General features: G+C 64.0%; 14 protein-coding genes and 1 tRNA gene. 2 read left to right on the top strand and 13 right to left on the bottom strand.

The genetic code is table 11. The annotated features are described in order from the left end of the window. Nucleotides 1-143 precede the first annotated feature (143 nt). Nucleotides 144-425, top strand: a complete 282-nt coding sequence (locus tag IEV62_RS03170; RefSeq protein WP_188445421.1) for an SWIB/MDM2 domain-containing protein — start codon at nucleotides 144-146, stop codon at nucleotides 423-425. Between the two features lie 86 nt (nucleotides 426-511). Here the strand turns inward: IEV62_RS03170 and IEV62_RS03175 are convergent. The 5 genes from IEV62_RS03175 to IEV62_RS03195 all read right to left on the bottom strand — a co-directional run bounded on the left by IEV62_RS03175 (nucleotide 512) and on the right by IEV62_RS03195 (nucleotide 2,996). After that, nucleotides 512-588 (bottom strand) — tRNA-Arg (locus IEV62_RS03175). A 108-nt stretch (nucleotides 589-696) separates the two neighbouring features. After that, nucleotides 697-1,155 carry a DUF1178 family protein gene (locus IEV62_RS03180; protein ID WP_188445422.1) on the bottom strand — a complete coding sequence of 153 codons (459 nt, stop codon included), beginning with the start codon at nucleotides 1,153-1,155 and terminating at the stop codon, nucleotides 697-699. Further along, nucleotides 1,152-1,973, bottom strand: coding sequence for a carbon-nitrogen hydrolase family protein (locus IEV62_RS03185; RefSeq protein ID WP_188445423.1), 822 nt, complete (start codon nucleotides 1,971-1,973; stop codon nucleotides 1,152-1,154). Before IEV62_RS03185 ends, IEV62_RS03180 begins: the two co-directional genes overlap by 4 nt. Next, a complete protein-coding gene (gene grxC, locus IEV62_RS03190; RefSeq protein WP_188445424.1) occupies nucleotides 1,970-2,227 on the bottom strand; it encodes a glutaredoxin 3 in 258 nt (85 codons plus the stop codon). The genes IEV62_RS03185 and grxC overlap by 4 nt, the downstream gene beginning before the upstream one ends. 31 nt (nucleotides 2,228-2,258) lie before the next feature. Next, nucleotides 2,259-2,996 carry a ComF family protein gene (locus IEV62_RS03195; protein ID WP_188445599.1) on the bottom strand — a complete coding sequence of 246 codons (738 nt, stop codon included), beginning with the start codon at nucleotides 2,994-2,996 and terminating at the stop codon, nucleotides 2,259-2,261. A gap of 43 nt (nucleotides 2,997-3,039) precedes the next feature. Between IEV62_RS03195 and IEV62_RS03200 the strand changes: the two genes are divergently transcribed. Beyond that, nucleotides 3,040-3,909: a class I SAM-dependent methyltransferase gene (locus IEV62_RS03200; RefSeq protein WP_188445425.1), complete on the top strand. Its 870-nt coding sequence runs from the start codon at nucleotides 3,040-3,042 to the stop codon at nucleotides 3,907-3,909. Here the strand turns inward: IEV62_RS03200 and IEV62_RS03205 are convergent. From IEV62_RS03205 to IEV62_RS03240, 8 genes are all read right to left on the bottom strand, one after another. After that, a complete protein-coding gene (locus tag IEV62_RS03205; protein WP_188445426.1) occupies nucleotides 3,906-4,691 on the bottom strand; it encodes a DUF1223 domain-containing protein in 786 nt (261 codons plus the stop codon). The two genes, IEV62_RS03200 and IEV62_RS03205, sit on opposite strands and share 4 nt — an antisense overlap. Nucleotides 4,692-4,747: 56 nt before the next feature. Then, nucleotides 4,748-5,707, bottom strand: coding sequence for an AraC family transcriptional regulator (locus IEV62_RS03210; RefSeq protein WP_188445427.1), 960 nt, complete (start codon nucleotides 5,705-5,707; stop codon nucleotides 4,748-4,750). A gap of 119 nt (nucleotides 5,708-5,826) precedes the next feature. Further along, nucleotides 5,827-6,216 carry a response regulator gene (locus IEV62_RS03215; protein ID WP_188445428.1) on the bottom strand — a complete coding sequence of 130 codons (390 nt, stop codon included), beginning with the start codon at nucleotides 6,214-6,216 and terminating at the stop codon, nucleotides 5,827-5,829. Between the two features lie 61 nt (nucleotides 6,217-6,277). Beyond that, nucleotides 6,278-8,707, bottom strand: coding sequence for an ATP-binding protein (locus tag IEV62_RS03220; protein ID WP_229732795.1), 2,430 nt, complete (start codon nucleotides 8,705-8,707; stop codon nucleotides 6,278-6,280). Nucleotides 8,708-8,797: 90 nt separating this feature from the next. Beyond that, on the bottom strand, nucleotides 8,798-9,988 hold the full coding sequence (locus tag IEV62_RS03225) for an EAL domain-containing protein (RefSeq protein ID WP_229732796.1): 1,191 nt from the start codon (nucleotides 9,986-9,988) through the stop codon (nucleotides 8,798-8,800). A gap of 662 nt (nucleotides 9,989-10,650) precedes the next feature. Next, nucleotides 10,651-11,817 carry an acetylornithine deacetylase gene (argE, locus tag IEV62_RS03230; protein ID WP_188445431.1) on the bottom strand — a complete coding sequence of 389 codons (1,167 nt, stop codon included), beginning with the start codon at nucleotides 11,815-11,817 and terminating at the stop codon, nucleotides 10,651-10,653. 38 nt (nucleotides 11,818-11,855) lie between these two features. After that, the gene (locus tag IEV62_RS03235) at nucleotides 11,856-13,325 is read right to left on the bottom strand and encodes an efflux transporter outer membrane subunit (protein WP_188445432.1); all 1,470 of its coding nucleotides are present in this window, start codon (nucleotides 13,323-13,325) and stop codon (nucleotides 11,856-11,858) included. Next, nucleotides 13,322-14,911 (bottom strand): DHA2 family efflux MFS transporter permease subunit, encoded by a 1,590-nt coding sequence (locus IEV62_RS03240; RefSeq protein ID WP_188445433.1) that lies wholly within the window; start codon nucleotides 14,909-14,911, stop codon nucleotides 13,322-13,324. Before IEV62_RS03240 ends, IEV62_RS03235 begins: the two co-directional genes overlap by 4 nt.

Here is a 14,911-nt window from a genome sequence, read left to right on the forward strand (position 1 = left end):
CAGCGATCCGATCGATCACGCCCGCGCCGCCAAATTGGCAATGTAAGGCGTGACAAGGCCAAAAAGGCGGCGCAGAAGAAGCCAGCGCTGACGAAAGCGTGAAACCGATGTCGGTTGCAACGGCACGACAGGAAGGACTAAAAATGGCGAAGACCCCAACCGCAAAGAGTGACGCTCCCAAGACCGGCGGCATCTTTGCACCGATCACTCCCTCGGCCGAACTCGGCGCGATCGTCGGCACCGACAAGCTGCCGCGTAGCGAAGTGATCAGCAAGGTGTGGACCTATATCAAAGCGCACAACCTCCAGAACCCGGAGAATAAGCGCGAGATCGTCGCTGACGAAAAGCTGAAGAAGATCTTCGGCAAGGACCGGGTCACGATGTTCGAGATGAACAAGCATCTGGCCGGCCATATGAAGGCCTGATCCTCCCCGAATACCCAGAACGACCGAGCGCCGATGTCCCCCCGGACGTCGGCGTTTCGCGTTTTTCGGTTGGCGCATGCTGGTGGTGGTGCCCCCGAGTGGATTCGAACCACCGGCCTGCGGTTTAGGAAACCGTCGCTCTATCCACCTGAGCTACGGGGGCATCGTCGGTGGTGGTAAAGCGCGGCCTCGGGGTGGTCAATCGGCGGCGATCTTTTCGCGGGCGTACTGACGGTGCAGCAAAGGTGGCGCCGGCGTTGCCCGACCGCGTTCAGTTGACCGCGTCGGGCGGAACAATCGGTAACGGCAAGGCCGCAACGGGCACGCCCTCCTCGATCAGCGCCTTGGCCTCGGCCAGCGTGGTTTCGCCGTGGATCGGGGCGGCGGCGACCTCGCCGTCATGCATCGCGCGTGCGGTGTCCGCAAACGCACGGCCGACCCATTGCGACTTGGCCAGCGCCTGGGCCTGCGCGGTGGCGAGCGCATGGAGCGCCGCCTTCAGCGCCGCCGGACTTGGTGGTGTGGTGCTCTGCGGCTTCGCGATGATCTCGGTGCGCGTATTGCCCTTTGCCCCGACATTGGGGGCCATCGCCGCCTTGACGATCTCGGCATCGCCGCACACCGGACACGCGAGCAACCCGCGCGCGCGCTGATCCTCATAGGCCGCGCTTGATCCGAACCAGGCCTCGAATACATGGCTCTGCGGGCAGCGCAGATCGAAAACGATCATGCCATCGTGACGGCGGGGATCGGGCGGCGATGCGCGATGACGGGCACGCGCGCGCGCACATCAGCGATGCGTGCCGGGTCGATCTCGGCATAACCGATGCCGGCGCTCTCCCCCATGTCGAGCAATATCTCGCCCCACGGATCGACCACCAGCGAATGGCCATAGGTCGCGCGACCGTCTTCATGCTCGCCGGTCTGCGCCGCGGCAACGACATATGCCCCGGCCTCGATCGCGCGCGCGCGCATCAGGATATGCCAATGCGCGGCGCCGGTCGGGCGGGTGAAAGCAGCGGGAATCGCGAGCACGGTCGCCCCGGCATTACTAAGCGCGCGATAGAGATCGGCGAAGCGCAGATCATAGCAGATCGACAGGCCGAGCGCCCCGATCGGCGTCTGCACGACCACCGCGCCCTCACCCGGCGCATAAGCAGCGGATTCGCGCCAGCTTTCTCCGCTCGGCAAATCGACGTCAAACAGATGGATCTTGTCGTAGCGCGCGCGGATCGCGCCGTGATCGTCGATCACGAAGGCGCGGTTGGCAAGCTTGCCGCCCGCCCCGAGTACCGCAAGCGACCCGATATGCACCCAGATGCGATGCTCGGCCGCCGCTGCGCGCACCGCCGCCAGCACGACATCGTCCTCCTCGCTGTGCAAGACAGCCGAGGCCCGCGCCCGGTCACGATCGAGCAACCCCGACATTTCGGGCGTGAACAGCATCATCGCCCCACCCGCCGCAGCCGCCGCGACCGCTTCCACCAGAATGCGCGCATTGGCGACGGGGTCGATCCCGCTCGTCAGCTGCGCGAGCGCGATCTTCATGCCGCGAGCAGCGCGTCCAGCTTGCCCGCACGATCGAGCGCCGCCAGATCGTCCGATCCGCCGACATGCTGCCCATCGATGAAGATTTGCGGGACCGTGCTGGCCCCGCCCGAGCGTGCGAGCATCTCGGCGCGCTTTGGCCCGCCCATCGTGATGTCGAATTCCTCAGGAGAAGTGCCCTTGGCCGCGAGCAACTTCATCGCACGCGAACAATAGGGGCAGAAGGCTTTGGTGTAGATTTCGATCTTGGACATAGGTCAGAAATGTGGGTTGGCCCATCGATTGTCAATTCCCCGCACCATCTTCGCGCTCCAGCACCCGCGTCCAACACAGGATCGTCACGCGCGCAGCACCCGCACGGAGCAGCACCCGCACGCAACCATCGGTGGTCGCGCCGCTGGTGTGGACGTCATCGATCAACACCACCGACTTGCCCTTGAGCAGCGCTTCCGGATCGACCACGCGGAACACGCCCGCGACCGCCCGCGCGCGCGCCTTCGCGCCCATCCCGCGCAGCGGCGGCGTCGGCTTGATCCGGCGCAGCAGCAGCGGATCATTCGGCACACCGGTGGCGCGGGTCAGCGCCGCCGCGATCAGCGCCGATTGGTTGAACCCGCGCGACCAGATCCGCCAGCGATGCAGCGGCACTGGGACCAGCAAATCGGCCGCCTGCGGCATCAAGCGCGCCATTTGCCGCCCGACCGTTTCGGCAAAGGCGGTGCGCCCGCCATATTTCAAGCGCACCACCACGGTGCGCGCGACCTCGCCATAGGCCACCGCCGCGCGAATGCCGGCATGGCGTGGCGGATCGGCAAGGCATTCGGCGCAGCGCGCGTCTGCGCCGCGGTCATAATCGAACGGCACATTGCATCCGGCGCACCATGGGGGCCCGAGAAACCGCAGCGAACCCCAACAGGTCGCGCAGAAGCGGTGATCCTCGCCCGTCACCGCGCCGCAGCCGGGGCAGCGCGGCGGCAGCGCGAAATCGGCGATATAGCGCAAGGGGGCGAGCCAAAGCGACACATCGCCCTTGTCGCGTGCGCGGCGGAGCGGCACAAGCCACGCAATGTCCTCCCCCCTCCCCAGCGATATCCCGGAAATCTTCGATCGCGCCGCGCGCCGTCGGCGCCGCGATCGCGCCGCGCCGACCTTTGCCGACTTCGATTTTCTGCGCGCGGCGATGCTGGAGGGAATTGCCGATCGCCTAGCGAGCGTCACCCACCGTTTCACCGACCTGCTCGATCTCGGCTGCTTCGACGGTGCGCTACCGGTGCCGGAGGGCGTGGCGGTCACGCGCTGCGATGCCGGTGCGCTGTTCGCGGCGCAAGCGGGGGGCGTGCAAGCCGATGAGGACCGCTTGCCCTTCGCCCCCGGCAGCTTCGATCTGGTGATTTCGGCGGGCGTGCTCGACAGCGTGGATGATCTGCCGGGTGCCTTGACGCTGATCCGGCGTGCCTTGCGGCCCGACGGGCTGTTCCTCGCGGCATTCTGCGGCGCGGGCACGCTCGCGACGCTGCGCAGCGTGCTGCGCGAGGCCGAGCGCGAACGGCCGGCCGCGCGGGTTCATCCGCAAATCGATGTCCGCTCTGCGGGCGATCTGCTGATGCGCGCGGGGTTCGCGCTGCCGGTCGCCGATATCGAGGCGCTGACCGTGCGCTACAGCTCGATCGGCGGGATCTTGCGCGACCTGCGCGGGATGGGGGCGACCAACGTGTTGCGGGCGCGCACCCCGCTGCGCCGCGATACGCTCGCGCGCGCCGCCGAACTGTTCGCTGCGCACGCCGACCCGGACGGGAAAACGCCCGAACGCTTCGACCTGATTTATCTGACCGGTTGGTCCCCTGCCCCGTCGCAGCCGAAACCGGCACGACGGGGCAGCGGAACGGCGTCGCTGGAGGGGGCGCTCCGCCGTCCGCCCGGGGTTAGCGAAACTTAGATGCGGGAAGCCGCGATGATCTTGCCGCCCTTGCCCTGCTGGACGAGGACCGCATTGCGGTAATTGCGGTCGCTCGGCGCGGGTACGCTGAAGGTCGCGGGTGCCCCGTTCCAGGTGCCCAGCGACGCCAGCGAGCGCACGATATTGCGATGCGCGAGCGTTGCGCCGCCATTTTCGCCGGCGCGGATTGGCACAACGAGGTTGCGTGGATCATATTGCACGATCCAGACCGTTGCCGAGCCAGAACCCTTGCCGACGGTAACTTTGCCGTTCGCCGCGACGATCTGCGGGCCACCCAAGCCGCGCGTATTGTCGTGGATCGCACGCGCCAGCGTTTGCGGGTTCGCGCCGACCACGGTGGCACCGCCGTTGATGATCACTTGCGGCGTCGCGACTTGCCCGCGGCCTGCGGCGTTGGAATACTCCCACTGCCGTGCGGTGTAAGCGGGCTTGGCGAAGGTGTCCTTCCAGCCGAGCTGATCCCAATAGGTTACCGCAAAATTGAGCGCGAGAATGTCGGGGCGAGCCGCGAGCGCGTTCACATTGGTGTTGGCAGGCGGGCAGTCCGAGCAGCCTTGGCTTTCGAACAATTCGACCACCGTCGGGTGCGCGGCATCGGCACCAGTCGACACGGCAGGAACAGCAGCGGGCGCTGCGGCGGCGACGGCAGCGGTGACCCCGACGTTCGATTCGGTCGGGTTGAAGCCGATTACGGCGACGCCGCCGCCAATCGCGAGCGCCGCGCCGGCGAACAGCAGGGAAAGTGATGAGATGCGGGTCATGGTATCTAATCTCCGGTAAAGCGATGCGTCACGCCGTCTTGTGCGGGACATGTCACTCAATTCGCACGGAGCGCGTCGGAAGTTACGGCAGGCGCGTTATTCGCACCATTACTGCGAAAACGGCTCGGGTCCGCGCCATAAGCCGACGCAAATGCGCGGCTGAAATGGCTGCGGCTGGCAAAGCCGATGCTCGCGGCGATAACCTTGACCGGCAATTTGGTCGATCGCAGTAATTCTGCGGCGTGATGCAGCCGCGTCTTGGCGACAAAGGCCATCGGACTCATCGACAGCGTGTTCGAAAATTCGCGCGCAAAGGCCGATCGGCTCATCCCCGCGATACTGGCAAGGCTGGCGACGCTGTGCAGCGCAGCGGGTTTGTCGAGGACCGCGGTAATCGCCTTGCCCAACCTTGGATCGCGCAAGGTACCTAGCACGCCCGAACCATGTCCGGCGCGCGCGAAATGGCGACGCAGCACGATGACAAGGCAGACTTTCATCAACGCGCCCGTCAACGCGCGCGTTCCAAGCGCGCCGCCGCCAATCTCCTCAAGCATCATACGGTAGCCACTCTGGACGATTGCCAAATCCGAGAGGTCTTCGATGATCGGCCGCGTCACTGCATCGAGCAAGCCGAACGAGCCCGAGATGTTGGCGAACACCAGACCGCACACGACGCGCAGATCGCCGTCCTCCCCCCCGGCCGCATCGAACAGCATCAGGCCATCGCGCGTCATCCGGCAATTGTCGGCGGCTCCGACATCGCGCGCGGGCTGCTGATCGGCGGCGATCAGTTGCGCGACGCCGGGCGGCACGATGACGACGCTGCCGGGTGGACAGACCATCACGGCTTGGCCCGGTACCGTCAGGTACATTGTGCCTGACAGAACATAATGGACTTCGATCGCCTTGCTCGCCCCGCCGACCAGCCGGAGGCCCTTGCGCACCTCGCATACGGCGAAGGCCTCGACAGCGACGTCCATCGTCGCCAACAGGTGATCGAGAAGGGGTTCGGACATGACGCGCTCCAGCGAGGGGGATGTGCCCTATACGCTAAAAATCGTCTGATCGTTACGCGACCGAACCCGCACAACCCAAACACACGACTGCGAGACGATCAGGCACCGCCCGTTTCGGCTCAGCCGATCATCCCATCCCCAGTGCCTTTGGCCAGCATCCGCCCGATCGCATCGAACAGCGAATCCATCGCCACCGGCTTGAACAGCACCTCATCCGCGCCGTCGGCGAGGCAGCGTTCGCGCAGATCGACCGCGGTGTCGGCCGTAAGGATGATAACCGGCAGATGCGCCTTGGCATCGTCCCGCAAGCGAATGTGGCGCAGCGCTTCGAAGCCGTCCATGCCGGGCATCCGCAAATCGAGCAGCACCATCTCGAAATCGTGGCGATCGATCAGATCGAGGCCGATCTCAGCGCTTTCGGCCCCGGTCATGGTCGCGCCTGCGACGTCCAGCATGTCCTTTACGACACGACGATTCATCGGGTCGTCTTCGATGAACAGGATGTTCATTGCCCGCGTCCCAAGCCGCGATCGAAGGATGAGTGTGCGGACATCGGTGCCTTCTATCGGGTCAGGCAGCTTGCGATACAAGCCGGTTAAGCACCGGTTGGCCACAATCGGGCACATCGAACAAGATCGCGGCAAGCGCGACCCCCGCGATCGGCTTGGCAATGACGTGATTGATCCCGATTGCGGCGAACCGCTCGCGCTCGACCGAATCCGGCGCAGGCCATAGCAATGCGGTGATGACATCGTGCGCGGCGAGCGCCTTCAACGCCGCGTCCACATCCTCCGCCGCCTTGATCGTCGCGTCGTCGATCAGCACGCGCGACACGCGACCCGCCTTGATCTGCGCCAAGGCATCTTCGATGTTCGACGCGAACAGGACGGTTCCTGCGCGCGCCTGCAGCACAGCGCGCAACATCGCGCGCGAGATCGGATTGCGGTCCATAATCAACAGCGCGTCCGACTCCGGCGCATTCTCCCCCGCCGTACCTTGCGGTGCCGCGGCGAGCAGCAGCGGAATTTCCAGCGTGAACGTCGTCCCCGCATCGGGCGTGCTCGCGACCCGGACGTCGCCGTCCATCGCCTGGGCAAGGTTGCGGCAGATCGCCAGCCCCAGCCCGGTCCCGCCGAACTTGCGCGTCGTTCCGGCATCGACCTGGCGGAACGATTCGAAAATGATGTCGAGCTTGTCGGCCGGGATACCAAGTCCGGTATCGGCCACCGCGAGCGACAGCGTCGTGTCGCTGGCATACGCCCGCAGCGTTACGTCGCCGGTCGCAGTAAATTTCAGTGCGTTGGACAGGAGGTTGAACGCGATCTGACGGATCCGCGCAGGGTCTCCTTCGATCATCGCCGGTGCCCCCTCCAGATCGAGCGTGAAGGTCAGCCCCTTGCCCTTGGCTTGTTCCTCCCACATCCGGCAGACATCGCGCAATGTCGCCTTCAGGTCGAACGGCACGCGCTCGATCGTGAGATTACCCGTCTCCATCTTTGCGACATCGAGAATATCGTCGACCAGCGCGCGCATTGTGATCCCGGCCCCGTGCACCACACCGATCCGGTCGCGCAGTGGCGCGCTCAGCGTCGCGTCGGCGAGCATGACTTGCGTCATGCCGAGAATCCCGTTGAGCGGTGTGCGGATTTCATGGCTGGTCGTGGCGAGGAACTCGGTCTTGGCGGCCAGCGCCTTGCCGAGCGCGGCGTTGGTCAGTCCGAGATCGACGTTGGCGGCGCGCACTTCGTTGCGGCTGCGGCGGATGGTGATCAATCCGAAGACGAGCATGGCGACGATGATCAGCGCGATGACAGCGAGTCCGACGAAAATCTGCTGCTGTGTGCGCGCGCGCTGCTTCGCGTCCTCGATGTTGCGCTGCAATTGCGCGCGCTTCAGTTTTTCAATGTTCAATTCCTGATTGGCGAAATCGAATCGCGCAGCGGCGAGCGCGGTGTTGGCCGAGGCCGCCAGCGTCGAGGTCTTGTCATCGAATTTCTTGAGCGCTTCGAGATGGAGCAGCGCTTGCCCCTGATTTCCGGCTTGTTTAAAAATGTCGTACGCGGTCTTGTGCCCCTCGCGCAGGTCTAGCGTCGAACTTTCGGTGGTGGCGCTGCTGAATGCGCGGCGAATCAAGCGCTCGGCTTCCGGCAATCGCCCGTGCAACCGCGCCGACCAAGCCGAAAGAACGAGGAAATGCGCGCGCGACGTTGCTGCGCCATCTCTGGGCAACGCTCGAAATCCGAGCGCAATCGTTCGATCGGCATCGTCGATCTGCCCTGCCATCAACTGCCCGCGCGCAATGTTGCGAAGCGTCTGACCCTCCAGATTGGGGCTGTTGAGTGAGCGCGCGACATCCAAGGCCTGGCGAAATTCGATTTGAGCTTCGGGAAACCGCTTCAGTTCCTGCAGAGAAATTCCACGGTTTGTGTAGACTGAGAAAAGCAGTTGCTGGTCGGCTTTATACACATCGAGCGCTTGCTTGAAGTACCTTAGCGCATTCTCGTGGTCATCCGCCTCCGTGTAGAGGACACCGATCAATACTAACGCGATCGCCTGGCTGCGTGTCTCGCCGATCGAACGAAATACATCATGAGCTTGTTGATAGGCAGCCAAGGCGCCCGCAACGTCGGCACGGGCAGTCATCAACCCACCACGCGACAACAGCAGATCGCCGTTCAATTTGGTGGCAGCGCCCGTGGTCGCGACCAATTTGATGGCGTTATCGATCAACGGTGCGGCTCTAGCGGCGTTGTTCAGGCGGACATAAGCTTCGCCCTGCAACCACTGCGCGGTGGCGATCGCGATCGTTCGTGGTCGCCCCTGCATGTTTCCAGCGACTTGCTCGGCTGTTCTCGCCTGCACGATCGTTTGCGCAGGATCGATCAACATTTTCGCTCTGGCATCGCCGACCAACGACTCGAACCTTACATTTACCGCCTCGCTCGATAGCGCCGGTGCAGGAGATGCGGCGAGCCCTGCCCCGACACAAACGAGCAGCATGGTCGCAAATGCGCGGAGGAAGAGGCGCCTCATGATCCTGACCATGCCCGTAAAGTCGTTAAAGCCTCGCTAAACTGACGACCATACCCCTCAGGCGCTTTTCCAGAACGTCGCCGGGCGCTTGAACATCGATTGGCGCGGGTCCTCGACCGGGCGCAAAATATCGTCGCGCAGGAACTGCCGGAACGCGTCGATCGAAATCGGGCGGCTGATCAAATAGCCCTGGATCATGTCGCAGCCCATTACCGACAGCAACGCCATTGCGGCCTGCGTTTCCACGCCCTCGGCCGTCACTTCCATGTCGAGCGCATGGGCCAAATCGATCGTCGAGCGGACGATCAGCGGATCGCGATTGCTGCTGGTCAATTGCAGCACGAACATCTTGTCGATCTTGAGTTCGCGCGCCGGGAGTTGCTTCAAATAAGCCAGCGACGACAGTCCGGCACCATAATCGTCGATCGCGATGGTGATGCCTTGATCGGCGAAGATCTGCAGGTTCGCGATCGCGCATTCCGGATCGCGAATAACCGCCGTTTCGGTGATTTCGAACCCGATCTTCGCATTCGCCGTGCGCATCTTTTCGCAGGCTGCATCGACAAACGCCTTGTCACCCAGCAACTGACCCGAAATATTGACAAAAATCGTCAGATCATGGCCGTCCGCGGCCAGCGTCCGCTGGTCGCGGATCACTTCGTCGAGCGTCCAAAGCGTCAGCGCCGAAATCTGCCGCGCTTCTTCGGCGACCGTGATGAAATCTCCCGGGAGGATGAGGCCACGCAGCGGATGCTGCCACCGCACAAGCGCCTCGGCGCTCGCAATCGCTTGTTTGCGGACGTGCAGCTTGGGCTGATATTGCAGAAACATCTCGCCATTCGCGATCGCCAGGGGCAATTCGCGCGTGAGGGTCAGGCGATCGAACGCCGGCGTACCGATCGACAAGTCGCGCAAGACGCTGCTTTGATCATGTCGCGCTTGCTCCAACGCGCCTTCTGCTTCCTCGACCAACCGGACATCCTCGGTCAGGCCAAGCGGCGCACCGACACCGCCGATCGCAATTTCCATCGCGCAAAGCGCCTGGTCGAGATCGAACGGCGCAATCATCGCCCCGCGAAGCCCGGCATTGGCGACTTCGAGATCGGCAAACGTTGCGCCGTCGAACGATACTTCGATCGTGGCGCGGCCGACGACCATCGTAGCCGCAGCAGGCAGCGTCGCAACGATCCGCTGTTCGAGATCGAGTACGAGCGCATCGCCGCGCGATCGACCGATAAGACGGCGCAATATTGCAAAATTTGTGATTTCGACAAGGGCAATGAATTGCCACGTCGAATCTTGCGCGGTGCCGCCCGGTTCCGACGGCGCACCGGCCATCTGCGAACGACGGGCATGCCCGCCGCCGCGACGCGCTATCGGACTGGAAAACCGCAACCCGCCCAGATCAGCATTCGGTGTAGCCGGACGCGCTTTCGCCGGTCGGCGCGATGCCGTTCGTGGATGCGGGGCCGATGCCATGAGAACCGCGATACGCCGCAAGGCTTCAACGAAGCGTTAAATCCGTTTTCGCTGCCTGCGGAAGCCACGGATATGCGGTTGCTTTGTGCTTAAGATTCCATTAAGAATCTCGGGTACTCGCCTGAGTGCACAAGGGAGAAACCGTGATGTTGAAGTTCATCCTGAATCTGGTTTACGGCGAAACTTCGCGCCCCTGGTAAACCGTTCCTCGACCCGATGCGGAACCAATTTGGTCGAAATTCGAGCGAGTTGCATCCGTATCGGGTCGAAATTTCCCTGAAATTCAAGTTCACACCCGTCGCCACCGTTAGCGCTGCGACTTGGTCACCGTCCCGATTCGGGACTCTCGCATTTTTCTAGTTCGAGTTGTAAAACCAGCTTTAAATTTAAAACGCGAATGCCCGACGGGTAGCGTTGATTTCAACGGCAAATCACACCATCGCCTCATAGAGCCGCGTCATGAACGCGGCACCGCGCTCGAATTGCGTAATTTCCATATATTCGTCGGCTTGATGCGCCTGCTCGATCGACCCCGGTCCACAGATGATCGTCGAAAAGCCAGCACCCTGAAATTGCCCTGCTTCGGCAGCATAAGCGGCCGCGCGAGCGGGTCCGTTATCGCCGGCCAGCCGGCGCGCGAGTTGCTCGGCCGCACCACCGGGTTCGGGCGCGAAGGACGGGGTGGCCGAACGGCGTAGCACCTGGACCCCGGCATCGGCGAAGTGCCGCTTCAGCGCAACATCCTCCCCCGCGCACGCAGCCAGAAACGGCGCAATGATCGCATCGGGATCCTGTCCCGGCGGCGTGCGCAAATCGAACACGAAACTGCATTCGCGCGCCAGGATGTTGACGGCGGTTCCACCCTGCATCAGCCCGATCGTCAGCGTGGCATGCGGCGGGTGGTAGAGCGACGTTGGATCGCCATGATCCGCCAACACGCGCGCCAGATCGCGCAGCTGCGCCATCAGTCCGACCGCGACCATATTGGCGGACACGCCGAGATGCGTGAGGCTCGAATGCGCCTCATGCCCCGTGACCGTTACGCGCCACGTTGAGATGCCCTTGTGCCCGCTGACCACTTCCATATTGGTCGGCTCCCCGACAATGACGGCAAGCGGCGCGGGGAGCTCGGTGACCAACTCCCGGATCATCGACGGCGCGCCGAGACAACCGACTTCCTCGTCATACGAGAACGCCAGATGCAGCGGGCGCGCGGTCGTCCCTCGCGCAAAAGCTGGAACCACTGCAAGCGCGAGCGCGAGGAACCCCTTCATGTCGCACGTGCCGCGCCCGTACAGGCGCTCACCACGGCGGGTCAGGGTGAACGGATCGCTGCTCCACGCTTGCCCGTCGACCAGCACGACATCGGTATGCCCCGACAACACCACGCCACCCATGACCGCAGGCCCGACGGTCGCGTACAGATTGGCTTTGGTCCCATCGGCATTGGCGACGCGCCGGGCAGACAGGCCATGTCCGGTCAGGAAGGCCTCGACATAGTCGATCAGTTTCAGGTTCGAATCGCGCGAGGTGGTATCGAACGCGATCAGCGCTTCGAGATGCGTCAGCGCGGCGGCGCGCAAATCATTGGTATCCATCGCTTCGACCCTTATGCCCGAACAACGCCGCACGCCAGTCACCCCGCCTTGGCTTCGTCCCATCCGCCGCCGATCGCCTTGAACAAAGCGGCGGTATCCTGCCGCAATCGCGCATCGCTCGCGACAAGCTGTTCGCGCGCGCTCAGCACGGTGATCTGCGCATCGATCAGCGCATTCTGCGCGACGAAGCCGGTGCGATATTGCGCGTCAACCGCATGCGCCGTCGCCGCGGCATCGGCGACCGCCCGCGTCAGCGCGGCATTGCGCCGCCGCTCGGCATCGATCCGCGCAAGCGGGTCTTCAACATCGCGCAGCGCGCCGAGCACAGTCGCCTTATAGCGCAGATAGGCCTGCTCACGATCTTCCTTGCGCAGGCCGACCGTGGCCTTGCGCCGCCCCCAGTCGAGCAATGGGAAGCTGACCCCGGCAACGCCGCTCGCCTGAAGGCTGTCCCGCGCCAGCAAAGACGCGAGCGAGGTCGAAAGGAATTCGGCCATCCCGGTCAGCTTGAACTTCGGATACAAATCGGCAACGGCAACGCCGATGTCCGCGGTGGCGGCCGCCAATTGCCGCTCCGCCGCGCGAATATCGGGCCGACGCCGCAGCAAATCGGACGGCAGACCGGCGGGTACGACCGGAACCGACGCCAATGTCGGCGGTGGCGCGATCAATTCCGCGGTCAGGCTTTCCGGCTCGGCCCCGAGCAAGATGCCGAGTGCGTGGATTCGCACGCGCGTATCAGCACGCAGCGGTTCGAGCCGCGCCTCAAGGCTGGTGATCGACTGGCGCTGCCGCGTTACGTCGATTTGCGGGCTCAACCCCACCTTTGCGACATTGCCGGCGATCTCGAGCGCCCGGCGCTGGCGACCGAGCTCGTCCTCGACCACCGCGCTCTGCGCTTGATCCAGCCGCAGCGCGAAATACGCCTGCGCCACTTCGGCCCCCAGCGTCACCGCGGCATCGCGCTGCGACCACACCGCCGCATCGCTCCGCGCCAGCGCCCCTTCGACGCCGCGCCGCCCGCCGCCGAACAGATCGATCTCCCAGCTCGCGTCAAAGCCCGCCGCATAGGTGGTGATGCCGCTTCCCGGCAGTGCGATCCCACCGCCCGATCCGTTCCCGCTCCCGCCTGAAAACAGGCTGGCGAGCGAGGAGAAGCCGGCATTTTTGCTGAATTCGACATGGCTGACATTGCCGAGCGCATCGACCGTCGGCCGGCCGACCGCATAAGCCGCGATTTCCTGCAACCGCGCCTGCCGCACGCGCGATGCCGCGATCGCGACAGTCGGGCTGTCTTTCAAAGCCCGCTCGACCAGCGATATCAGCGTCGAATCGCCAAACGCCGTCCACCACCGCGCCGGATCGACGCCCGTGCCCGCTCCGGCGCCCTGCGGCTCGGCAAAGCTCGGCGGCACGGCCAGGGTCGGCGCCTGATAATCCGGTCCGACGGTGCAGCCGGCCAACAGCGTCGCCCCGATGAGCGCCGTTGCCACAAACGAACGGGTCAATGTCCCACGCCTCCACCACTGCCACCGGCCTTGCCGGGGCGCATAAAGAATACGAGCGGTGCCACGCACAGCACCACGATCATCAACGCGTGAAACACGTCGAGGAACGCGAGCATCGCGGCCTGTCGCTGCACCGTCTGGTACAGGATCGCGAGCGGGGTGGTCGCATCGCCGAACGCGCCCTGCGCCTGCTGCATCCAGTCGTTGTAATTGGGATTCAGCGGGTTGAGCGGAGCGACGAGATTGGACTGGTGCCGCTGCAATCCATGCGACAACAGCGTCTGCGAGATCGAAATGCCGATCGATCCACCCAGATTACGCGCAATATTGAGCAAGCTCGACGCCTGCGCCGTCTTGTTTTGCGGCAGGCCGACATAGGCGACCGCGTTGATCGGCACGAACAGAAACGGCAACCCCATCGCCTGGAACAGCCGCGCGATCGCCGCGTCGTGGAAGGTGATATCGGCGTTAAGGTGCGTCATGTTCCACAGTGCGAACGCCTGGACGAGCAACGCCGGGAACAGCAGCAGCCGCACATCGACCTTGCCCGACAGCCGCCCCGCAAACGGCACCGCCGCCAGCGTCGCAAGCCCACCGAGCGTCAGCGCCAACCCGGCCTGGAACGACGTATAGCCCAGCACTTGCTGGAGCATTTGCGGGATCAGCTGAGTCGTGCCGAACAGGATCATGCCGGTCACCGCCATCATCAGCAGCGTAAGCGAAAGATTGCGGCTTTTAAGCAATTTCAGGTCGATCACCGGATCGTCATTGTTGAGCTCCCACAGCACCAGCGCGATCAGCGAGACGGCCGAAATCGTCGCTGTGGTGATGATGAAGCTGCTGGCGAACCAATCTTCGCGCAAGCCCCGGTCGAGCGTATATTCGAAAAAGCCCAGCCCGAGCACGATCAGGATGATCCCGATATAATCGACGCGGATGCCGCGTTTGAGCAGCTTGGCGCGGTCGTCGGTGACGGCCTTGGACTCATCGACGAACAGATTGACGAGAAACAGCGACGCGATCCCGATCGGCACGTTGATCAGGAACACCCAGTGCCAGCTCGAATTCTCGGTGATATACCCGCCGAGCGTCGGCCCGAGCACCGGGCCGACCACGACGACGATCGCGAACGCCGCAAACGCCATACCGCGCAAGCGCGGCGGGAAGGTGTCGGCGAGGATCGACTGTTCGACCGGGGCCAGCCCACCGCCGCCAATCCCCTGCAGCACGCGCGCAATGACCAGCGTCGTCAGATTGGGCGCGAGCCCGCACAGCAACGATGCCAGCGTGAACAGCGCAATCGAGATCATGAAATAGCGTTTTCGCCCGATCACGTCCGACAGCCAGCCGCTGATCGGGATGATGATCGCGTTGGCGACGAGATAACTCGTCAGCACCCACGTCGCCTGATCGTTCGAAATCGACAGACCGCCCGCGATATGATCGAGCGCGACGTTGGCGATCGAGGTGTCGAGCACTTCCATGAAGGTCGGGATCGAGATCACCGCCACGATCAGCCACGGGCTATAATTGCCCGCTGCCGACCGCGAAGGACTCCAGCCATCCTGCGCGGCCGCAGACGCCAT

The sequence above is a fragment of the Sphingomonas psychrolutea genome, from assembly GCF_014636175.1.
Taxonomy (GTDB): domain Bacteria; phylum Pseudomonadota; class Alphaproteobacteria; order Sphingomonadales; family Sphingomonadaceae; genus Sphingomonas; species Sphingomonas psychrolutea.